Source organism: Thermomonas sp. S9 (assembly GCF_024704365.1).
GTDB lineage: Bacteria > Pseudomonadota > Gammaproteobacteria > Xanthomonadales > Xanthomonadaceae > Thermomonas.
Window position 1 is genome coordinate 78,031 of record NZ_JAJDFY010000001.1, and the last position, 21,451, is coordinate 99,481.

12 protein-coding genes and 6 pseudogenes are annotated in these 21,451 nt (G+C 72.6%); 4 read left to right on the forward strand and 14 right to left on the reverse strand.

Annotated elements, in window-relative coordinates; all coding sequences use genetic code 11:
* Nucleotides 1-114: 114 nt before the first annotated feature.
* From LJB71_RS00480 to xerD, 9 genes and pseudogenes are all read right to left on the reverse strand, one after another.
* A pseudogene (locus tag LJB71_RS00480) lies at nucleotides 115-944 on the reverse strand (type II secretion system minor pseudopilin GspK).
* Between the two features lie 621 nt (nucleotides 945-1,565).
* Complete coding sequence (locus LJB71_RS00485; RefSeq protein WP_114960997.1) at nucleotides 1,566-1,985, reverse strand: prepilin-type N-terminal cleavage/methylation domain-containing protein; 420 nt, start codon at nucleotides 1,983-1,985, stop codon at nucleotides 1,566-1,568.
* Nucleotides 1,982-2,458: a GspH/FimT family protein gene (locus LJB71_RS00490; RefSeq protein WP_114960998.1), complete on the reverse strand. Its 477-nt coding sequence runs from the start codon at nucleotides 2,456-2,458 to the stop codon at nucleotides 1,982-1,984. Before LJB71_RS00490 ends, LJB71_RS00485 begins: the two co-directional genes overlap by 4 nt.
* 19 nt (nucleotides 2,459-2,477) lie before the next feature.
* Nucleotides 2,478-2,936, reverse strand: coding sequence for a type II secretion system protein GspG (locus LJB71_RS00495; protein WP_114960999.1), 459 nt, complete (start codon nucleotides 2,934-2,936; stop codon nucleotides 2,478-2,480).
* 49 nt (nucleotides 2,937-2,985) lie between these two features.
* Nucleotides 2,986-4,203: a type II secretion system F family protein gene (locus LJB71_RS00500; RefSeq protein WP_114961000.1), complete on the reverse strand. Its 1,218-nt coding sequence runs from the start codon at nucleotides 4,201-4,203 to the stop codon at nucleotides 2,986-2,988.
* Nucleotides 4,204-4,207: 4 nt separating this feature from the next.
* Entirely contained in the window at nucleotides 4,208-5,923 is a 1,716-nt protein-coding gene (gene gspE, locus LJB71_RS00505; protein WP_205388084.1) for a type II secretion system ATPase GspE, read from the reverse strand.
* 243 nt (nucleotides 5,924-6,166) lie between these two features.
* A pseudogene (gene purL, locus LJB71_RS00510) lies at nucleotides 6,167-10,045 on the reverse strand (phosphoribosylformylglycinamidine synthase).
* Between the two features lie 73 nt (nucleotides 10,046-10,118).
* A complete protein-coding gene (locus tag LJB71_RS00515; RefSeq protein WP_310649368.1) occupies nucleotides 10,119-10,853 on the reverse strand; it encodes a DsbC family protein in 735 nt (244 codons plus the stop codon).
* 152 nt (nucleotides 10,854-11,005) lie between these two features.
* Complete coding sequence (gene xerD / locus LJB71_RS00520) at nucleotides 11,006-11,968, reverse strand: site-specific tyrosine recombinase XerD (RefSeq protein WP_259302689.1); 963 nt, start codon at nucleotides 11,966-11,968, stop codon at nucleotides 11,006-11,008.
* Between the two features lie 47 nt (nucleotides 11,969-12,015).
* Between xerD and LJB71_RS00525 the strand changes: the two genes are divergently transcribed.
* The gene (locus LJB71_RS00525; protein ID WP_259302690.1) at nucleotides 12,016-12,450 is read left to right on the forward strand and encodes an RDD family protein; all 435 of its coding nucleotides are present in this window, start codon (nucleotides 12,016-12,018) and stop codon (nucleotides 12,448-12,450) included.
* Between the two features lie 10 nt (nucleotides 12,451-12,460).
* Here the strand turns inward: LJB71_RS00525 and lptG are convergent.
* Together lptG and lptF are read right to left on the reverse strand one after the other, a co-directional pair.
* Nucleotides 12,461-13,613: pseudogene (gene lptG / locus LJB71_RS00530) on the reverse strand (LPS export ABC transporter permease LptG).
* Nucleotides 13,562-14,642: pseudogene (gene lptF / locus LJB71_RS00535) on the reverse strand (LPS export ABC transporter permease LptF). The pseudogenes lptG and lptF overlap by 52 nt, the downstream one beginning before the upstream one ends.
* 188 nt (nucleotides 14,643-14,830) lie before the next feature.
* Here lptF and LJB71_RS00540 point away from each other — a divergent pair.
* The 3 genes and pseudogenes from LJB71_RS00540 (at nucleotide 14,831) to LJB71_RS00550 (ending at nucleotide 19,671) form a co-directional block, all read left to right on the forward strand.
* Nucleotides 14,831-16,312, forward strand: coding sequence for a leucyl aminopeptidase (locus LJB71_RS00540; RefSeq protein WP_259302691.1), 1,482 nt, complete (start codon nucleotides 14,831-14,833; stop codon nucleotides 16,310-16,312).
* Between the two features lie 6 nt (nucleotides 16,313-16,318).
* Complete coding sequence (locus LJB71_RS00545; RefSeq protein ID WP_114961009.1) at nucleotides 16,319-16,744, forward strand: DNA polymerase III subunit chi; 426 nt, start codon at nucleotides 16,319-16,321, stop codon at nucleotides 16,742-16,744.
* Between the two features lie 10 nt (nucleotides 16,745-16,754).
* Nucleotides 16,755-19,671, forward strand: a pseudogene (locus tag LJB71_RS00550) (valine--tRNA ligase).
* Nucleotides 19,672-19,841: 170 nt separating this feature from the next.
* On the opposite strand, the pseudogene rimI reads toward LJB71_RS00550, so the two are convergent.
* The 3 genes and pseudogenes from rimI to pssA all read right to left on the reverse strand — a co-directional run bounded on the left by rimI (nucleotide 19,842) and on the right by pssA (nucleotide 21,422).
* Nucleotides 19,842-20,329 (reverse strand): annotated as a pseudogene (gene rimI, locus LJB71_RS00555) (ribosomal protein S18-alanine N-acetyltransferase).
* A complete protein-coding gene (locus LJB71_RS00560; protein ID WP_114961011.1) occupies nucleotides 20,326-20,649 on the reverse strand; it encodes a hypothetical protein in 324 nt (107 codons plus the stop codon). The pseudogene rimI and the gene LJB71_RS00560 overlap by 4 nt, the downstream one beginning before the upstream one ends.
* Complete coding sequence (gene pssA / locus LJB71_RS00565) at nucleotides 20,646-21,422, reverse strand: CDP-diacylglycerol--serine O-phosphatidyltransferase (RefSeq protein ID WP_259302692.1); 777 nt, start codon at nucleotides 21,420-21,422, stop codon at nucleotides 20,646-20,648. Before pssA ends, LJB71_RS00560 begins: the two co-directional genes overlap by 4 nt.
* Between the last annotated feature and the right edge of the window lie 29 nt (nucleotides 21,423-21,451).

Here is a 21,451-nt window from a genome sequence, read left to right on the forward strand (position 1 = left end):
CTTGGCGCAGGCGCGGCGGCAGCCAGGCCATCAGGCCCGCCCGCCACCATCCCAAGAAGCCGCGCCAGCCGTGCACCGAGCGCGTCCATGCGGACACCCGCGCCGCCTGTGCGCTCACGGCATTGCTCCTTCCGCCTGCCAGCGCAGCGGCGTGTACGTCGAACCCGGCAAACCACTTCCCCCAAGCGAATGACCACCGCAAGCCCCGCGCTGCGTCCATCCGCGAGCCGGGCACGGCTGTCGATACTATACGTGCCGCTGCCTACCGGCGGCGGCGCATCCGGCGCCTGCGGCTCGGGCCGTGGCGGCAGCCCCAGCGCACGCCGCACCAGCGGATCGGCGAAACGCGCATCCGGCGTGCCCTGCCCGGAATACACGGTCAGGTGCGGCGCGGCGCGCGCATACAGCGCCGGGGTCATGCCCAGCACCTGCTGCAGTTCGGACACGTCCTCGAACGGCGCGTCCTTGGCGCCCCAGGCCAGCCCGGCGGCGGCGTAATCGGCGTCCTCGGCGCCGCCCATCGGCTGGGTCAGGCTGTCGGGGTCGCGGAAATCCACCACCGCACCGGCCAGTCGCGCGGCCGCTTCCGGCGCCTGGCCAAGGGCGAGGAAGAAATCGCGCAGCAGCTCGGGCGAAGCGGCGTTGAGGTCGATCTTGCCGGCTTCGTCGCGCACGCTCACCTGTATCTGCGCGCCGGCGAACGCGAACGCCTGCGGGCGGCCATCCACCGGCCAGCGCCGGGCCGGGTCCGGATCGAGCAGGCGGTACACCGCGTATTCGATGCCGGCGCGTGCCGCCTCGCGCGCCGCCAGCGTGCGGGCCACCCCGTTGCCCTGCAGCGATTCGATGCGCGCGCTCAGGGCGTAGCCGGCCACCAGGGTGGACAGCAGCAGCACGATCCACAGCACCAGCAGCAGCGCCGCGCCGGCGTGCGTCCGCCTCATGGCTGCGCCCCCCGGCGACGGCGTTCGCCAGCGGCAGCGCCACCACCAGCTCCGGCCACTCGCCGCCGGCATCGGCGATCCGCACCCGCACCTGCAGCGGCAGCGCCTCCGGGGTCTCCCAGCGCGACTGCCAGGGCGTCCAGCGCCCCTGCGCATCCAGCGTGCGGTAGCCCAGCTCGAACCGCCGCAGCCCCTGCGCCAGCGGCTCCGGCGCGCGCAGCGGCGGCCCCGCCTCGCCCGCCTGCAGCGGCCGGAACTCCACCATCAGCGCGTTGCCGCCGGCGGTCTCGCGCAGCGCCAGCTGGTGCACCTGCGGGCCACCGCGGCCGAGGTAGGCCGGCAGCTCGGCCACGAACCGCAGCGACTGCGGCCCGCCCTCGAAGCGCAGCGAACGCCCGCTGCGCGGATCCAGCGCGAACACCATCGGCAGCGCGCCGCCGATCCGGCTGCGCAGGAAACCGGAGACCGCGCGCACGTGCTCGTTGCGCGCGCTCACCAGCTCGCCGCGGGTCACCGTGGCCCCGGCCGCGCGCAGCACGCCGAAGGCCAGCGCCAGCGCCGCCGCCAGCAGCGTGGTGGCCAGCAGCACCTCCATCAGGGTGAAGCCGCGCGCGGTGTGCCTCATGGCGCGGCCCCGTCGCCGCCCGGCAGCGCCAGGCGCAGGCTGTCGATCCGCAGTCGCTGGCGCGGCCCGCCCTCGCCCCAGGCCACGTCCAGCCGCACCTGCAGCAGCCGCGCGGCGCGCGGATCGGCGTCCTCCACCGCGCGCTGGCGCGGGTCCTGCCAGGGCGTGACCTGCAGCTGCCAGCGGTAGCGGCCGCCTTCGAATTCGCCCTGCGCCCGCCCCGGCTGGCGCGGCAGCAGCGCGCGTTCGGCCAGCAGCGACTGCGCATGCAGCGCGGCGGTGCCGGCATCGCCGCCCTCGCGCAGCTGGCGGCTGGCACCGGACAGGGTGCCCAGCAGCAGGGTCAGGCCGAGCGCGAGGATGCCGAAGGCGACCAGGATCTCGATCAGGGTGAAGCCGGCCGCGGCGCGTTTCACGGCGCCTCCCCGATGCGGTGCAGGCGCACCTCGCCGGTCAGCCAGGCCACGTCCACGTCCCAGCCGCCGCCGGCCGCCGCCAGCCGCAGCTGGCCGCCGGTGGCCGCGCCGTCCGGGAAGAACCGCACGATGCCGCGCGCGGCCGCCTCCGGGCCGCCGCCGAGCTGGGCCGCGCTGGCGCCGTGGAAGCGCAGCTCGCCGACCTCCGGCAGCCGCCCGTGGCGGCCGTCCGGCGCCAGCCAGCGGCGGCTGCGCACATCCAGCACGAAGTCCTGCGGCTGCCCGCTGCTGATCGCCAGGGCGCGGGTGAAGCGCAGCTGCGCCGCCACGTCCTTCGCCGCCGCGCGCAGGCGCATGCCGGGCAGGCTGCCGCTGAACGCCGCCATCGCCAGCGCCATCGCCGCGGCGATCAGCACCAGCACCAGCAGCATCTCCAGCAGGGTGAACCCCGGCGCCGGCGCGCGTGCGTGCATCGCTGGCCCGCCGCGCCGCTTATTCGTACTTGAGGTCGGCGTTGACGCTGTCGCCGCCCGGGCGGCCATCGGCGCCATCGCTGCTGAGGTCGAACGGACGCCCGCCGTCGCCCGGCACCTTGTAATGCAGCGGGTGCATCCAGGCATCGTTGAGGTCGGCCGACTTGGCGTACGGGCCAAGCCAGCCGGACACCCCGGCCGGCGCGGCCACCAGCGCGTCCAGGGTCGGCGGCAGGTGGCCGGTGTCCATCTGGTACTGCTGGATCTTCTCGGCCACGGTCTGCAGCTGGGCCTGGGTGAGCTTGACCTTGGCGCGGTCGCCGCCACCGAGGATGCGCGAGGCCGCGAACGCCACGATCCCGCCGATCAGCACCACCACCACGATGATCTCGATCAGCGAGAAGCCGCGCTGGGCCGATTTCGGGGACAGGCGCGGCGCGCGCGGTTGCAGGCGGGAGGACGGACGAAGCTGGGACATGGCAGGGTTCCGCGAAAAATGGAAGGGACGGGCGTTCAGGACATCGCGCTCAGGACACCACGTTGGTGAGATCGTAGATCGGCGCGAGCACCGAGAGGATCACCGCGCCCACCACCAGCGCCAGCACCAGCGTCACCGCCGGCACCAGCGCCGCCAGCAGGCGGTCGATCGCGGCCTGGGTGTCCTGGTCGAAGGCATCGGCGGTCTTCAGCAGCATGCCATCCAGCGTGCCGGATTCCTCGCCCACCTGGATCATCTGCAGGGCCAGGCGCGGGAAGCGCTTGCCGCGCGCCAGCGCGGCCGACAGCCCGACGCCGTTCTTTACCGCCTCGGCCGCGGCCTCCACGTCCTCGGCCAGCAGGCGGTTGGCAAGCACGTTGCGCGCGATCCCCAGCGCCACCAGCAGCGGCACGCCGTTGCGCAGCAGGGTGCCGAGCGTACGCGCCAGCCGCGCGGTCTCCAGCTTGGCCAGCAGCGGGCCCAGCAGGCGGCGCTGCAGCAGCCAGCCGTCCAGCCGGCGCATGAAGGCCGGGTCGCGGCGCAGGCGCTCGAACCCGAGCAGGACCAGCAGCGGCAGCGCCAGCAGCACGAACCACCACGCGCGCACGAATTGCCCCACCGCCAGCACGCTGCGCGAGAACCACGGCAGCTCGGCGTTCAGGCTGGCGTACATGGCCGCGAACTGCGGCACCACGTAGGCCAGCAGGAACAGCAGCGACAGCCCCACCATCGCCAGCAGGATGGCCGGGTACACCAGCGCGTTCACCACCCGCGTGCGCAGCGCGCGCGAGCGCTCCAGGTACTCGGCCAGCCGCTGCAGGGTCGGTGCCAGGCTGCCGCCGGCCTCGCCCGCGCGCACCATGTTCACGTACAGCCGCCCGAACGCGCCGTGCTGGCGCTCCAGCGCCACCGACAGCGGCGCGCCGCCTCGCACCGCCTCGCGCACGTCGGCCACGATCCGGCGCGAGGGCGGATCGTCGGGCAGGTCCATCAGGATGCCGAGCGCGCGGTCCAGCGGCTGCCCGGCGCCGAGCAGGGTGGCCAGTTGCTGGGTGAAGCGCACCAGGTGGTCGCCGGAGAACGGCGGCGGCCGCAGCAGCGCGCGCAGCGCCGGCAGCCCACCCTCGCCGGTATCGACTCGCGCCTCCACCGGCAGGTGCCCTTGCTCCTGCAGGCGGGTGGCGACCTCGGCCTCGCCGGCGGCCTCCATCCGGCCTTCCAGCAGTTCGCCGCGCGCGTTCAGCGCCTTGTAGCGGTACGTCGGCACGGGTTCAGGCGTCCTCGGTCACGCGCAGGACTTCCTCGATCGTGGTCTCGCCGCGCAGCGCCTTGGCGATCCCGACCTCGTACATGGTCGCCATCCCGGCCTGGCGCGCGAGCTTCTCGATCTCGTCCATCCCGGCGTGGCGCATCACCGCGCGCCGCAGCTCGTCGTCCATCACCAGCAGTTCCATGATGGTGGTGCGGCCGAGGTAGCCGGTGGGCGACAGCGGCGACGGCACCGGCCGGTACAGCAGGATCTCGCCCTGCGGCTGGAACCGGCGCAGGCCGAACTTCTCGATCTCCTCCGGCGAGGCCGGGTACGCCTGCGCGTGGGTCGGCTCCAGCCGGCGCACCAGGCGCTGCGCAAGGATGCCGTTCACCGTCGAGGTCAGCAGATAGTCCTCCACGCCCATGTCCAGCAGGCGGGTGATGCCGCCGGCGGCGTTGTTGGTGTGCAGCGTGCTCAGCACCAGGTGGCCGGTGAGCGCGGACTGGATGGCGATGCGCGCGGTCTCGAGGTCGCGCATCTCGCCGATCATGATGATGTCCGGATCCTGGCGCACGATGCTGCGCAGGGCGTTGGCGAAATCCAGCCCGATCGCCGGCCGCGCCTGGATCTGGTTGATGCCCTCGATCTGGTACTCCACCGGGTCTTCGACGGTGATGATCTTCACCTTCGGCGTGTTGAGCTTCGACAGCGCGGTGTACAGCGTGGTGGTCTTGCCCGAGCCGGTGGGGCCGGTCACCAGCAGGATGCCGTGCGGCTGCTCCAGCACCTTCTGGAAGCGCGGCATGAACGCCGGGCCGAAGCCGAGGCGCTCGAAGTCCAGCACCACCGTCTCGCGGTCGAGCAGGCGCATCACCACCGACTCGCCGTGCGCGGTCGGCACCGTGCTCACGCGCAGGTCCAGCTCCTTGCCCTGCACCCGCATGACGATGCGGCCGTCCTGCGGCAGCCGGCGCTCGGCGATGTTGAGCTTGGCCATGATCTTGATGCGGCTGACGATGGCGGCGGCGAGGTTGGCCGGCGGGCTCTCGCCTTCCTCCAGCACGCCGTCGATGCGGTAGCGCAGCTTCAGCCGCGTCTCGAACGGCTCGACGTGGATATCGGAGGCGCGCAGCTCGACCGCGCGCTGGATGATCAGGTTGACCAGCCGGATCACCGGCGCTTCCGAGGCGAGGTCGCGCAGGTGCTCGACGTCGTCGAGGTCGGCCTCGGCGCCGGCGCCCTCCACGATTCCCTCCATCGCGCTGCGGCCCTGGCCGTGCCAGCGCTCGATCAGCTCGTCGATCTCGGCGCGCAGCGCCACCGCCGGGCGCAGCGGGCGCCCGAGGGCCAGCCGCACCGCGTCGAGCACGTAGCTGTCCTGCGGGTCGGCCAGCAGCACGTCCACCCCCTCGGGGTCGGCGGCGACCGCGACCACGTGGTGCTGCTTCATGAACTTCAGGCCCAGCGCGACCTCGTCCGGCGGCAGCTCGGGCACGTCGCGCGCGCTGCGCAGCGGCAGGCCCAGCGCGGCCGCGCAGGCCTCGGCGTGGTCGCGCTCGGCCACCAGCCCCAGCCGCGCCAGCAGCACCAGCAGATCGCCGCCGTCCTGCTCCTGCAGCCGGCGCGCGCGCGCCAGGTCGGCCTCTTTCAGCTTCTCGCGCTGCAGCAACAGCGCCACCACACGCCCTGCGGCATCGTCCTGCATCGTTTCCACCGGGCTGGGCACTGCATTCACGCCTGCGACTCCTGCGATCCGCAGCGGACTTTAGCAGGCCGAGCCGGCGCCGGGACGGCCGCGCGCGCGTGCGCGGCCAGCACCGCTCGGCGGCACCCCCGGCCCGTCGGCGGGCAGGCCGCCGGGCGTTCGCGGGCTCGCGGCTAGCGCCGCTCGGCGGCACCCCCGGCCCGTCGGCAGGCAGGCCGCCGGGCGTTCGCGGGCTCGCGGCTAGCGCCGCTCGAAAGCCCCGCTCACCCCAGCTCACACCCGGGCGTTGCGGAACATGCGCAGCCACGGCGACTCCTCCGGCCAGTCGGCCGGGGCCCAGCTGAAGTTGGCGCTGCGCAGGGTGCGCTCGGGATGCGGCATCAGGATCGTGGCGCGGCCGTCGCGGCTGGTGACGCCGGCGATGCCGTCGGGCGAGCCGTTCGGGTTGGCCGGGTAGTGCTCCGCGACGCGAGCGCCGTCCATGTAGCGCACGGCCACGTCCACCACGCCGCGATCGATCGCATCCGCGAACACCGCGCGGCCCTCGCCATGCGCCACCGCCACCGGGATCCGCGACCCCGCCATGCCGCGCAGGAACACCGACGGCGACTCGCCCACCTCCAGCAGCGCCAGCCGCGCCTCGTACTGCTCGCTGGCATTGCGCTGGAAGGTCGGCCAGTGCTCCGCGCCGGGGATGATGTCGCGCAGCTGCGCCAGCATCTGGCAGCCGTTGCAGATGCCCAGCGCGAGGCTGTCGCTGCGCGCGAAGAACGCGGCGAACATCGCGCGCAGGGCCGGGCGGCTCGAGGATCGAGGTGGCCCAGCCGCGACCGGCGCCGAGCACGTCGCCGTAGCTGAAGCCGCCGCAAGCGGCCAGAGCGTGGAAGTCCTTGAGGTCGAAGCGGCCGGCGATGAGGTCGCTCATGTGCACGTCGAACGCGTCGAAGCCGGCGCGATCGAAGGCGTAGGCGGTTTCCATCTGGCTGTTGACGCCCTGCTCGCGCAGGATCGCCACCTTCGGACGCGCGCCGGTGGCAATGAACGGTGCCGCCACGTCCTCCGCGGCATCGAAGGTGAGCACCGGCTGCAGGCCCGGCGCGTCGAACCGGCGCGCGGCCTCGCGCTCGGCATCGGCGCAGGCGGGGTTGTCGCGCAGGCGCTGGATGGCGTGGGTGACCGACCACCAGGCATCGAACAGCTCGTCCCAGCGCCACTGCGCCAGCTCCGCCTCGCCGTCCGCGATCCGCACCACCGGCGCGGTGGTCGGCACCGCGATCCGCTGCGCGCATTCGATCAGGCCGTGGCGCGCGACCAGGTCGGCGAACGCGGCGCGCTCCGCCACCGGCACCTGCACCACCGCGCCCAGCTCCTCGTTGAACAGCGCGCGCAGCGGGTCGTCGCTGCGGCCATCGCCCCAACCGTCGAGGCGGATGTCCAGCCCGACCCGCGAGGCGAACGCCATCTCGCACAGGGTGGCGAACACGCCGCCGTCGGAACGGTCGTGATAGGCCAGCAGCAGGCCTTCGGCGCGCGCCTCGCGCACCAGTTCGAACAGCGCGCGCAGGCGCTGCGGGTCGTCGAGGTCGGGCACTTCGCCGCCAAACGCCGGCAGCAGGCCGCCGCGATTGGCCTGCGGATGGCACTGCGCCAGCACCGAGCCGCCCATGCGCTGGCGCCCGCCGCCGAGCCCGATCAGCCACAGCTCGGAGTCCACGTCGCGGCGCAGCAGCGGGGTCAGCTGGCCGCGCACGTCCGCCACCGGCGCAAACGCCGAGACCACCGGCGACACCGGCGATACGACCTTGTGCGCGCCCTCGGCGTCCTGCCACTGCGCCTGCATCGACAGCGAATCCTTGCCGACCGGGATGCCGAGCTCGAGTTCCGGGCAAAGCTCCAGCCCGACCGCCTTGACCGCGTCGTACAGGCGTGCGTCCTCGCCGGGATGCCCGGCCGCCGCCATCCAGTTGGCCGACAGCTTGATCCGGTCCAGCGCCTCCAGCGGCGCCGCCATCAGGTTGGTGAGGGCCTCGCCCACCGCCATCCGCGCCGCCGCCGCGGCGTCCAGCAGCGCCAGCGGGGTGCGCTCGCCCATGCTCATCGCCTCGCCCGCAAAGCCGTCGAAACCGGACAGGGTGATCGCGCAGTCGGCCACCGGCAGCTGCCACGGCCCGACCATCTGGTCGCGCGCGGTCAGGCCACCCACGCTGCGGTCGCCGATGGTGATCAGGAACGACTTGGCGGCGACGGTGGGATGCGCCAGCACGCGCAGGCCGGCCTCGCGCAGGCCGAGCGCGTCGGTGTCGGCCGGCGGCCAGCGCGGCGGCGCCGGGTGCGCGGTGTCGCGGTGCATCTTCGGCGGCTTGCCGAACAGCACGTCCATCGGCAGATCGATCGCCGGCGGCTGCCCGGCGTAGCCCACCCGCAGGTGCTGCTCGGCGGTGGCGGTGCCGACCACCGCGAACGGACAGCGCTCGCGCGCGCGCACAGCGCGGCGAACTCGGCCACCCGCGCCTGCGGGATGCCCAGCACGTAGCGCTCTTGCGACTCGTTGCACCACAGCTGCATCGGGGAGAGCGAGGGATCGTCCTTCGGCACCTGGCCGAGGTCGATCACGCCGCCCACGCCGGAATCGTGCAGCAGCTCGGGGATGGCGTTCGACAGGCCGCCGGCGCCGACGTCGTGGATCGACAGGATCGGGTTGTCCGCGCCCAGCGCCACGCAGCGGTCGATGACCTCCTGCGCGCGCCGCTCCATCTCCGGGTTGTCGCGCTGCACCGAGGCGAAGTCGAGCTCCTCGGCGGAGTCGCCGGAGGCGACCGAACTGGCGGCGCCGCCGCCGAGGCCGATCAGCATCGCCGGCCCGCCGAGCACGATCACCGCGTCGCCCGGCGAGATCCGCCGCTTCTCCACCTGGCCGCGGTCGATCGCGCCGAGGCCGCCGGCCAGCATGATCGGCTTGTCGTAGCCGCGGGTGAGCCCGTCGGCCTCGTGCAGCTCGAAGCTGCGGAAATAGCCCGCTAGGTTGGGCCGCCCGAATTCGTTGTTGAACGCCGCCGCGCCCAGCGGTCCGTCACGCATGATCTCGAATGCGGAGGCCATGCGCGGATTGAGCGGGCGCGGCGCTTCCCACGGCTGCGGCAGGGTGGGGATGCGCAGGTGCGAGACCGAGAACCCGGTCAGGCCCGCCTTCGGGCGGCCGCCGCGGCCGGTGGCGCCCTCGTCGCGGATCTCGCCGCCGGCGCCGGTGGATGCGCCCGGGAACGGCGCGATCGCGGTCGGGTGGTTGTGGGTCTCCACCTTGATGCAGAACGCCGAATCCGCCACCGGCTCGCTGCGGTAGCGCTGGCTCGCCGGGTCCGGGCGCCAGCGCGCGGCCGGGTAGCCCGCCACCACCGCGGCGTTGTCGCTGTAGGCCGACAACACGTGCTGCGGGGTGCGCGCCTGGGTGTGCTTGATCATCTTGAACAGCGAGGTGGGCTGCTCCTGGCCGTCGATGGTCCAGCTGGCGTTGAAGATCTTGTGCCGGCAGTGCTCGGAATTGGCCTGCGCGAACATCATCAGCTCGACGTCGTGCGGGTCGCGCCCGAGCTCGGCGTAGCGCGCGCGCAGGTAGTCGATCTCGTCCGCGGCCAGGGCCAGGCCCAGGCGCGTATTGGCCTCTTCCAGCCGCGCCAGCGGCACCACGTCCAGTGCCCCCGCGGGCGGCGCCGCGAACAGCGCCGCGCCGGCCTCGCGCGTCTCCAGCAGCGACTGTGTCATCGGATCGTGCAGCAGCCTGCCCAGGGCCGCAGCGGTGGCGGCCGCGGCAGGCCAGCCGGTGAGGTCGAGGCGCATCCCGCGTTCGACCCGGCGCACCGGCAGGCCAGCGCCGCGCAGCAGTTCGGTGGCCTTGCTGGCCCACGGCGAGAGCGTGCCCAGGCGCGGCACCACGTAGCGGCTGGTGGCGCCCGGCGCAGGCGCGGCGAAGCCCTCACCGGCCTGCAGGATGCGGCGCAGCGTGTCCATGTCCGGGGTCGCGCCCGGTTCGGGATCGACCCAGTAGCCGTGCCAGGCCCCGGTGATGCGCAGGCCGGGGACGAGCGCTTGGAGGCGGTCTTGCAGGCGGTCGCGGCGGAACGGCGACAGGGCGGGGGCGCCCTCGAGGACGATCATGTCCGGCAATTGGTGTGGACGGCCCGCCATTGTAGCCGAGCCCCCACCGCCCGCGCCGGCGCGGGCGCCGCGCTCAGGGCGCGTCCAGCGCGTCCAGCCGCTGCGCCAGCCGTTCCGGCGGCAGGTAGCCGCCGACCAGGCGCCCGTCCAGGGCCAGGATCATCGGCGTGCCCTCCAGCCCCATGCGCAGGCCGGCGCGGTACTGCATGTCCACCGGCGTGCGCGTGCAGGTCGAAGCCAACGGCACCGGGCGGTCGTTCTTGGCGTCGGTCAGCGCCTTCCTGCGGTCGGGCGCGCACCACACCGCGACCATCTTGCGGTAGTCGTCGCTGCCCAGCCCGGCGCGCGGGAAGGCCAGGTATTCGACCCGGATGCCGAGCGCGTTGTAGCGGCCGATCTCGGAGTGGAACTTACGGCAGTAGCCGCATTCGATGTCGGTCAGCACCACCACCGTATGGCGCGGCGTGCCCTTGGGCGCGAACACGATGCGATCGGCTTCCGGCAGCGAGGCCAGGATGTCCTTGCGCACCTGCGCCATTGCCGCCTCGCTCAGATCCCGGCGCTTGGCCACGTCCACCAGCCCGCCCTGGAACAGGTATTTGCCGTCGTCGCTGACGTACAGCACGGTGCCGCCGGCCACCACCTGGCGGAAACCTGGAATCGGGGCCGGGCCGATGCGCTCGATCCGCACGCCCTCGCCCAGCGCCTGCACCGCGGCGCGCGCGCGCCTCCGGACTGCCGGCGGCGATCTTGCCGAGGTCGGCGGCCGGCACGTCGGCATCGGGCTTGGCGGCGACCGCACCTCCATTGGACTGGGCGCAGGCGGACAGGCTGAAGCCCAGCAACAGGGCGAGGACGAACTGTTTCATCGGCACTCCGGGACGCAGGGGAACGGCTTGGACCCGGCGCCAGCGCGCCGGTTCCGCATTGTCGCACGCCGCCGCGCGGGCCCGCGGCGGCTCAGGCCCGCGGATGGTGCAGCGCATGCAGCCGGCGCAGGCGGTCGCGCGCGACCAGGGTATAGATCTGGGTGGTGGACAGCGAGCTGTGGCCCAGCAGCATCTGCAGCGCACGCAGGTCGGCGCCGTGGTTGAGCAGGTGGGTGGCGAAGCTGTGGCGCAGCCCGTGCGGGCTGACCCGCGCCGGATCGATCCCGGCCAGTGCCGCATGGCGCTTGACCAGCGCCCAGAACGCCTGGCGGCTGAGCGGGGCGCCCGCGGGCGCGAGGAACAGCAGCGCCACCGCGGCCGGTGCGCGCGCGCCGGCCAGCAGCGCCGGCCGCGCTTCGTCGAGGTAGCGCTCCAGCCAGTGACGGGACTCCTCGCCCAGCGGCACCAGGCGTTCCTTGTCGCCCTTGCCGCGCACCCGCAGCAGGCCCTGGCGCAGGTTCACCGCGGTGCCCAGCAGCGCCACCAGCTCGCTCACGCGCAAGCCGCAGGCATACATCAGCTCCAGCATCGCGCGGTCGCGCAGGCCCAGCGCAGTGCCGGTGTCGGGCACTTCCAGCAGGGCCGCCACCTGCGCCTCGGACAGCGCCTTCGGCAGCAGCCGCGGCAGCGCCGGCGCCTGCAGCAGCGCGCACGGATCGTCGCCGCGCAGCCCCGCGCGCAGCGCATGCGCGTAGAACGCGTGCAGGCAGGCCAGCAGCCGCGCCGTGCTGCGCGCCGCGTATCCGGCCTGCGCGCGCATCGCCAGATAGTCGAACAGGGCGCCGCGGTCGGCCTGCAGCAGCGGCGGCCGGCCACTGCCGCGCAGCCAGCGCGCCAACGCCTGCAGGTCGGCGCGGTAGGCGGCCAGGGTGGCGGCGGCCAGCCCGCGCTCGGCCCACAGCGCGTCCAGGAAGCGCTCGATCGCCTGCGCATCCTGCGCGTCCAGCGGCGGCAGGCGGTGGATGTCGCGGCGGCGGTCGGCGGCGCTCGGCATCGCCCAAGGGTAGCGGCCGCCACGCGCGCCGTCTGTATCCTGTGGCGATGCCCGACCGCCCTTCCTCCCTCATCGGCTGGCGCCTGCTGGCGCTGCTGTACGACCTGTTCCCGGCGCTGGCGCTGTGGTTCGTGGTGGCCGCGGCCTTCACCCTCGTGCATGGCGACGCGGTGCGCGGCGGCGCGCTGGGGCTGCTGGAGTTCGCGGCGCTATGGCTGGTGACCGGGCTGTACGCGACCTGGAGCTGGCACCGCGGCGGCCAGACTCTCGGCATGCGGCCGTGGCGGCTGCACCTGGTGGCCGTCGACGGCGGCCGCCCCGGCTGGCGCGCGCTGTGGCTGCGCTACGCGCTGGGCGGGGTGTCGCTGCTGGCCGGCGGGCTCGGCTTCTGGTGGGCGTGGCTCGACCGCGACCGCCTGACCTGGCACGACCGCCTCAGCCGCACGCGCCTGCTCCGCGGGCAGGCGCGGCCGCTGGCGTGAGGCGCACGGATCAGCGGCGGCGGCGGCGGCGGTGGAACAGGCTCCACGACAGCGCCAGCATCACCAGCGGCGGCAGCGCGTAGGCGATCCGGAAATCGAAGCGGTAGATCCCGGCCAGCCTGGACGCGATCGTCTGCAGCACCCAGAAGCCCAGCGCGAACACGATGCCGAGGAACAGGCGCTTGCCGTAGCCGCCGCTGCGCAGCGAGCCGAACGCGAACGGCAGCGCCGCCAGGCACAGCGCCAGCACGTTGAACGGATAGAACCAGCGGCTCCAGTACACGTTCTCGAACTCGGCCGCATCCAGCTGGTTGCGGCGGCGGTAGTCGATGCTGGCGCGCAGCTCGCGGCTGCTCATGTTGCCGGGGCGGGTGATACTGGAAGCCAGCGCCGACGGGTCCAGCTGCGAATCCCAGCGTTCCTGCGCGATGCGGCTGCGCTGCACCGATTTTGGCCCGAACACGGTGCGCTCCACCCCGTGCAGCAGCTCACTGGCCGGCGCGGTGCTCGGCCATGTCCACGTTGGCGATCGACAACAGGCGGCCGTCCTCGCCGAACTGGAACAGGCGCACCCCGCGCAGCTCCAGCCAGCGCTCGTTGCCGCGCTGCTTCTCCTCGCCACCGCGGGCGTTCAGGAACATGTCGCCCTCGCGCGCCCACAGCCCGCTGTAGCGCGACACCGCCATGTCGCTGTGGCGCACCGCCTTGATCGCCTGCGCGCGGTCGTCGCCCCACGGCGCCAGGGTCTCGCCGTTGACCACCATCAGCACCGTCACCAATACCAGCGGCGCGAGCACCGACGCGGCCAGCCGCATCCGTGACACGCCGATCGCGCGCAGGACGGTCAGCTCGGAGGTGGCCGCCAGCTGGCCCAGCCCCAGCAGCATGCCGATCACCGCGGCGGTCGGGAACAGCACGTAGGCGCGGCTGGGGATGGTCAGCCCGGTGGCGGCGATGGCGTGGTTGATGGTGTAGCCGCCGCGACCCAGCTCGCCCATCTCGCCGACGAAGGCCAGCACCACGTCCAGCCCCAGCAACACGCCCCAGGCCAGCAGCACGCCGCCGAACACGACCCGCGCCAGGTAGAGATCGTGCAGCCGCGGCCAGCGCTTCACTTCGCCCCCTTCGGGCGCGCCAGGCGGCCGTCGCGGGCATACAGCCAGGCCGCCAGTGCCAGCAGCGGCAGCAGCAGTCCACCACAGGCCGGCGGCGGCCGGAATTCGCTCTTCCGCCAGCCACTGGGTGCCGAGCACCAGCAGGAACAGGCCCACGAGATACACCAGGAACGCCAGCAGCATCGCGCCGTAGCGCGACTGCCGCGGCCCGCTGCGCGCCAGCGGCACCGCCAGCAGCGCCAGCGCCAGCGCCAGCAGCGGCGGCGCGATCCGCCAGTGCAGCTCGGCCTGCGCCGCCGGCGCCGGGTTGCCCAGCAGGGCCGGGGTCGGCAGCAGCTCGGGGTCATCCAGCTGGCGGGTGTCATCGGCGGTGGGCAGTTCCATCTCGTTGCGGCGGTAGCGCATCAGCCGGTAGTCGAGGTCGGGGCCGGCCGCCGGGCCTTCCACCCGGAACCCGTCCAGCAGCGCCAGCACGCGCGCGCCGTGGTCGCGGTAGAGTTCGCCGCTGCGCGCGGTGGCCACGTCGATGCGATCCCCACGCTCGCGGAACAGGAACACCCGCGCCAGCCTGGTGCCGTCGTTCGACATCTCGCCGGCATAGGCCACGCCGCCGTTCGAGAGCGGGGTGAAGCGGCCCGGCTCCAGCCCGGCCACCAGCAGGTTCTTGTTGGCCTCGATCACCATTCCGCGCGCCAGCCGGTTGGCCCACGGCCCCAGCCACAGCGAGCAGCCCGCGATCACCAGCAGCACCGGCAGCGTCACCATCGCCAGCGGCCGCAGCACCCGCGCCGGGCCCACCCCGACCGCCGCCAGCACGTGCATCTCGGAATCCCGGTACAGCCGCCCGACCGCCAGCAGCAAGCCCAGCAGCAGCGCCAGCGGCAGGATCATCGGCAGGTAGCCGAGCAGGCGCAACCCCAGCTGCGACAGCAGCAGCGCCGGCGGCAGCTTGCCGCGCGCCATCTCGCCGATCAGGTCGGCGAACAGCCCGCCCAGGCTGACCATGCCCAGCACCACCAGCGCCGCCGCCACGGCACGCGCGAATTCGGCACTCAGGTAGCGGTCCAGCTTCGGCATCGGGCGCGGTTGCTTTAGAATCGGAAATCCACTTTCGCGCGGCATCGCCGCCCGAGCGCAGGCCGCGCATTGTATGCCACGCCACCCGCGCGCCCCGGCCGGCGCACCCGGCCGGGGCTACGCGCATCCATGCACGCCTACGCACCACTTCCCACGCAGACCCGCGCACAACACAGGTACGTTGATCGATGAGCCTCGAATTCAGCCTGAACCAGACCCCTCCCGCCGATGCCGCCGTCGACTGCGTGGTGACCGGCGCCTTCGCCGATGGCCGCCTGACCGCCGCCGGCCAGCAGCTGGATGCTGCCTGCGGCGGCCGCCTGGCGGCGCTGATCGCGCGCGGCGATGTCGAGGGCAAGGCCGGCAAGACCGCGCTGCTGCACGATCTGCCCGGCATCGCCGCGCCGCGGGTGCTGGTGGTGGGCCTGGGCGAGGCCGGCAAGTTCGGACCGGCGCAGTATCTGAAGGCGGTGGGCGATGCCGCGCGCGCGCTGAAGACGGGCCCGGTCGGCAGCGCACTGCTGACCCTGACCGAGCAGGCAATCAAGGAGCGCGACGCCGCCTGGGCGATCCGCCAGGCGGTGATCACCGCCGACCACGCCTGCTACCGCTACACCGCCACCCTCGGCGCCGACAGCCCCAAGCGCAAGCACACCGGCCTGAACCGGCTGGCGCTGGCCGGCAGCGACGACACCGCGCTGGCGCGCGGCATCGCCATCGCCAAGGGCGTGGCCTTCACCCGCGAACTGGGCAACCTGCCGCCCAACGTCTGCAACCCGGCCTACCTGGCCGAGCAGGCGCAGGCGCTGGCCACCGCCCACGCCGGGGTGGAATGCGAGGTGCTGGACGAGCAGGCGATGCAGGCGCTGGGCATGGGCGCGCTGCTGGCGGTCGCGCGCGGCAGCGCGCAGCGCCCGCGCCTGATCGTGCTCAAGTACACCAATGCCGGCGACGCCAGGCCCTATGTGCTGGTCGGCAAGGGCATCACCTTCGACACCGGCGGCGTCAACCTCAAGGTGCAGGGCGGCATCGAGGAAATGAAGTACGACATGTGCGGCGCCGGCAGCGTGCTCGGCACCTTCCTCGCCGCGGTCGAGATGCAGCTGCCGGTCAACCTGGTGTGCATCACCGCAGCGGTCGAGAACGCCATCGACGGCAACAGCTACCGTCCGTCGGACGTGATCACCAGCCTGTCCGGCAAGACCATCGAGGTCGGCAACACCGACGCCGAAGGCCGTCTGATCCTGTGCGATGCACTCACCTATGCGCAGCGCTTCCAGCCGGCGGCGCTGATCGACGTGGCCACCCTGACCGGCGCCTGCGTGATCGCGCTGGGCAAGCCCGCCACCGGGGTGATGACCAAGGACAGCGACGATCTCGCGCGCGAGCTGCTGGACGCCGGCACCACCGCGCACGACCGCGGCTGGCAGCTGCCGCTGTGGGACGACTACCAGCCGCTGCTGGATTCCGCGTTCGCCGACGTCTACAACATCGGCGGCCGCTGGGCCGGCGCGATCACCGCCGGCTGCTTCCTGTCGCGCTTCACCGAGGGCCAGCGCTGGGTGCACCTGGACATCGCCGGCAGCGCCTCCGAGGACGGCAAGATGGGCATGGCCACCGGCCGCCCGGTCGGCATGCTCAGCCAGTGGCTGCTGGACCGGGTGGCATAAGCGCCGATGCCGCGCGCCGATTTCTACCTGATCGACAAGCCGCGCTTCCGCGAGCAGCCGCTGCTGCTGGTGTGCGAGCTGGCGCGCAAGGCGCATGCCAGCGGCCAGCCCACCCTCATCCTGGCGCGCGACCAGGCCCAGGCCGAGGCGCTGGACGACCTGCTGTGGGCCTTCGATCCGGACGAATACCTGCCGCACCAGATCGCCGGGCAGGACGAGGACGAGGACGAGGCCCCGGTCCTGATCGCGCCGCCGGAGATCGACGCGCCGCTGCGCCCGCTGCTGATCAACCTGCGCGACGATCCGCCGCAGGGCGCGTTCGAGCGCGTGCTGGAAGTGGTCCCGGCCGAACCGGCCGCGCGCGGCCCGCTGCGCACGCGCTGGAAGCACTACCAGGCGCTCGGCTTTGCACTCAACAAATACGACATGTAATCCCGCCGCAATGACATCCCTCGCCCCCGGCTACGACCCCAAGTCCTTCGAATCCCGCCTGTACCAGCAGTGGGAGGCCAGCGGCGCGTTCGCACCGCAGGGCGACGGCCCGGCCTACACCATCCTGCTGCCGCCGCCGAACGTCACCGGCACCCTGCACATGGGCCATGCGTTCCAGCACACCCCTGCAGGATGCGCTGATCCGCTACCACCGCATGCGCGGCTACCGCACCCTGTGGCAGATGGGCACCGACCACGCCGGCATCGCCACCGAGATGGTGGTCAGCCGCAACCTCGCCATCGAGGGCAAGGGCGAGACCCGCGATTCGCTGGGACGCGAGAAGTTCATCGAAAAAGTGTGGGAGTGGAAGCAGCACAGCGGCGACACCATCGAGCGCCAGATGCGCCGCCTGGGCGCGTCCGGCGACTGGTCGCGCAGCGTGTTCACCATGGACCCGATGGCCAGCGCGGCGGTCACCGAGGCCTTCGTGCGCCTGTACGAGCAGGGCCTGATCTACCGCGGCCAGCGCCTGGTCAACTGGGACCCGGTGCTGCAGACCGCGATCTCCGACCTCGAGGTAGTCAACGAGGAAGAAAACGGCCACCTGTGGTCGATCCGCTACCCGCTGGCCGACGGCGCCACCTTCGAATACGTCGAGCACGACGCCGACGGCCACGAAACCCTGCGCGAAGTGCGCGACTACGTGGTGGTGGCCACCACCCGCCCCGAGACCATGCTCGGCGACAGCGCGGTGATGGTGCATCCGGAAGACCCGCGCTACCTCGACCTGCACGGCAAGGCCATCCGGCTGCCGCTGACCGGCCGCCGCATCCCGGTCATCACCGACGCCTACGTGGACCGCGACTTCGGCACCGGCGTGGTGAAGGTGACCCCGGCGCACGACTTCAACGACTACGCGGTGGGCCAGCGCCACGGCCTCGGACTGATTAACATCTTCACAAAAGAAGCCAAGATCGTAAGCAATGCCGCTTCCGACTGGCACATGAACATGACGACCAGCAATCGATGGGAGAATCGCAACCGCGCCTTCTCCGTAACTGATCTTGCTGGAGATATCGGAATCCCAGAAAAGTACCAGGGCCTCGACCGCTTCGACGCGCGCAAGGTGATCGTGGCCGACCTCGAGGCCGCCGGTCTGCTGGTCGAAATCAAGCCGCACCGGCTGCAGGTGCCGCGCGGCGACCGCAGCGGCCAGGTGATCGAGCCCTTCCTCACCGACCAGTGGTTCGTGAAGATGGACGGCCTCGCCAAGCGTGGTCTCGAACTGGTGGAGTCCGGCGAGGTGAAGTTCGTCCCGCCGAACTGGATCAACACCTACCGCCACTGGCTGGAGAACATCCAGGACTGGACGATCAGCCGCCAGCTCTGGTGGGGCCACCGCATCCCGGCGTGGTTCGACGAGACCGGCAAGATCTATGTCGGCCGCAGCGAGGCCGAGGTGCGCGCAAAGCACGGCCTGGGCGATGCGCCGCTGCGGCAGGACGCGGACGTACTGGAGACCTGGTTCTCCTCGGCGATGTTCCCGTTCTCGACCTTGGGCTGGCCTGACGCACAGGCCATGCGCGAGCGCGGGTTCGATGCCCACCTGCCGAGCAATGTGCTGGTCACCGGCTTCGACATCATCTTCTTCTGGGTGGCGCGGATGATCATGATGACCGACGCGCTCACCGGCCGGGTGCCGTTCCGCGACGTGTACATCACCGGCCTGGTGCGCGACAAGGACGGCCAGAAGATGTCGAAGTCGAAGGGCAACATCCTCGACCCGCTGGACATCATCGACGGCATCAGCGCGGATGCGCTGGTGGCCAAGCGCACCACCGGGCTGATGCAGCCGAAGATGGCCGAGAAGATCGAGAAGGCCACCCGCAAGGAATTCCCGAACGGCATCAACCCGCACGGCGCCGATGCCCTGCGCTTCACCATGGCCGCGCTGGCCGGCCCGGGCCGCGACATCAAGTTCGACCTCGCGCGCGCCGAGGGCTACAAGAACTTCTGCAACAAGCTGTGGAACGCGACGCGCTTCGCGCTGATGAACGTCGGCGAGGCCACGTTCGCCGGCGCGCCGCAGCCGCAGACCGACGCCGAGCGCTGGATCCTCGCCCAGCTCGACCGCACCTGCGCCGAGGCCGCCGCGCATTTCGCCAGCTACCGCTTCGACCTGCTGGCGCAGTGCCTGTACGAGTTCACCTGGAACCAGGTCTGCGACTGGTTCCTGGAGCTGGCCAAGCCCGCGCTCAACAGCGACGATGCCGAGGCCGCCCACAGCACCCGCCACACGCTGGTCTATGTGCTGGAGGCCCTGCTGCGCCTGCTGCACCCGCTGATCCCGTTCATCACCGAGGAGCTGTGGCAGGCGGTCGCGCCCCGGCTCGGCAAGTCGGGCAGCCTGATGCTGCAGCCGTACCCGCAGCCCGGCGCGATCGATGCCGGCGCCTACGCGCAGGCCGAGGCCGACATCGAGTGGCTGAAGGCGATGATCGGCGCGGTTCGCCGCATCCGCAGCGAGCTCGGCGTGTCGCCGGCCAAGCAGGTGGCCCTGCTGGTGCGCGGCGGCAACGCCGAGGATGCGGCGCGCATCGCCCGCTTCGACGCCCCGCTGCGCTTCCTGTGCAAGCTGGAGCGGGTCGAGGCGATCACCGGCGAGCCGCCGGCCGCCGCGCCGGCGGTGGTCGGCGAGCTGCAGCTGTTCGTGCCGCTGGAAGGGCTGGTGGACCTCGACGCCGAGCGCGCGCGCCTGGACAAGGAGCTGACCAAGGTGGGCGCGGAGAAGGCCAAGAGCGAGGCCAAGCTGGCCAGGTTCGGCCCCGGCGTACCGGAGGCGGTGGTGGAACAGGAACGCCAGCGCCTGGCCGACTGGAGCACCAAGCTCGCCGCACTGGCCGAACAGCGCGCGCGGTTGGGGTGATCCCGGGACGCAGGCCACACCTGCGTCCTGCGCCTGTCGGAGGCTGAAGCCCGCTCGTCCCGCGCCTGCCGGGGCACGAAGCCGTTCGTCCTAAGCCTGTTGAAGTCGAGAGCCCGTTCGTCCTGAGCCTGTCGAAGGATGAACGGGCGCGGCCCGCGCACCCGGCGCGATCAGTCCGGCAACAGCTCCATCGCCATCACGATCGCGTCCTCGCGGCCGCCGACCGCCGGGTAGTAGCGCGGGCGGCGCCCGATCTCGTTGAAGCCGCTGCGCTGGTAGAGCTCGATCGCGCGCCGGTTGGACGGCCGCACTTCGAGGAACACCCGCTGCGCGCCGTGGCCGCGCGCGATCTTCAGCAGCGCCTGCAGCATGCGCCGGCCGAGGCCGCGGCCCTCGTGCCCGGGCGCGGTGCACAGGTTCAGCACATGCGCCTCGTCGGCGGCGATGCTGAGCACGCCGTAGCCGGCCAGCCCGCCGTCCGCGCACTCGGCACCCACATCGCATAGCCGGCGCGCAGGCAGTCGCGGAAGATGCCGGGCGTCCACGGGAATGGATAGGCGCGGCGCTCGATCGCCATCACCGCCTCGAGGTCGGCCTCGCGCATGGGCCGCAGCCCGGGTTGGGCCGCGGCGGCATAGGCCTCGGCCGCGGTGCTCATGCGCGGCCCCGGCGCAGGGCGCGCAGGCGCGGCCACAGCGCCCGCTTGGCTGCCGGATCGGTGCGCAACCGCGGCAGCAGGTCGGCGATCCCGGCCTGCGCCCGCAGCGTCTGCGGCGACAGCCGCGCCGCCTGCGCCAGCTTCGCCAGCAGGGCGGCATCGCGGGCATCGATCTCCATGCCGGCGCCCGACCCGGCCTCCTCCGGCGCGGATTGCCCCGCCACGGCAACCGGCGCGCTGCCCGACGGCGCCACGGCCACCCGGTAGGCGTCGTGGCCGAGCTCGGCCAGCACCGCGCGCTGGAACGGATCCCAACTCAACCGGCGACCTCCGGCGGCAGGCGCCGGCGCTTGAACCACAGCAGCGGGCCGGACAGCGCATACAGGGTGGTGCCGCCGAGCAGGGTGATCGCCGGGGCGACCCACAGCGCGATCAATCCCGCCAGCACCAGCACCAGCACGAAGAACGGCACGCGGTCGGCTTTCGGCCCCTGGCGGCTGCCCTTGAAGCTGTTGTAGCGGATGCGGCTGACCATCAGCAGGCCGGCCACCACCGCCACCGCCAGCGCGGCGTAGCGCAGTTCCACCCCGGAAGCGCCGAACTCGTGGCAGACCCAGACGAAGCTGGCCACCAGCCCGGCCGCAGCGGGGCTGGCCAGGCCGATGAACCAGCGCTTGTCCACCGTGCCCACCTGAGCGTTGAACCGCGCCAGCCGCAGCGCCGCGCAGGCCGCGTACAGGAACGCGCCCAGCCAGCCGATCTTGCCCAGGGTGGGCCCGTCCAGCTTCAGCGACACCAGCGCCCAGTGGTACATCAGCATGGCCGGGGCCATGCCGAAGCTGATCAGGTCGGACAGCGAGTCGTACTGCACCCCGAATTCGCTCTGGGTGTTGGTCAGCCGCGCGACCCGGCCGTCCAGCCCGTCCAGCACCGCGGAAATGAAGATCGCGATGCAGGCCGCCTCGATGCGCCCCTGCGAGGCGGCGATGATCGAATAGAACCCGCCGAACAGGGCGCCGGTGGTGAACAGGTTGGGCAGCAGGTAGATGCCGCGGCCGCGCGGGCGCGGCGAAGGGTCGAGATTTTCATCCATGACCCCAGTTTACGGGGTTGCGGTGGAGC

Bases quoted from the DNA above. Each gene is read 5' to 3' on its own strand.
- LJB71_RS00495 (WP_114960999.1), bottom strand. From the start codon at position 2,936: ATGTCCCAGCTTCGTCCGTCCTCCCGCCTGCAACCGCGCGCGCCGCGC.
- pssA (WP_259302692.1), bottom strand. From the start codon at position 21,422: ATGGATGAAAATCTCGACCCTTCGCCGCGCCCGCGCGGCCGCGGCATC.
- LJB71_RS00545 (WP_114961009.1), top strand. From the start codon at position 16,319: ATGCCGCGCGCCGATTTCTACCTGATCGACAAGCCGCGCTTCCGCGAG.
- LJB71_RS00490 (WP_114960998.1), bottom strand. From the start codon at position 2,458: ATGCACGCACGCGCGCCGGCGCCGGGGTTCACCCTGCTGGAGATGCTG.
- LJB71_RS00540 (WP_259302691.1), top strand. From the start codon at position 14,831: ATGAGCCTCGAATTCAGCCTGAACCAGACCCCTCCCGCCGATGCCGCC.
- LJB71_RS00525 (WP_259302690.1), top strand. From the start codon at position 12,016: ATGCCCGACCGCCCTTCCTCCCTCATCGGCTGGCGCCTGCTGGCGCTG.
- LJB71_RS00515 (WP_310649368.1), bottom strand. From the start codon at position 10,853: ATGGAGGTGCGGTCGCCGCCAAGCCCGATGCCGACGTGCCGGCCGCCG.
- xerD (WP_259302689.1), bottom strand. From the start codon at position 11,968: ATGCCGAGCGCCGCCGACCGCCGCCGCGACATCCACCGCCTGCCGCCG.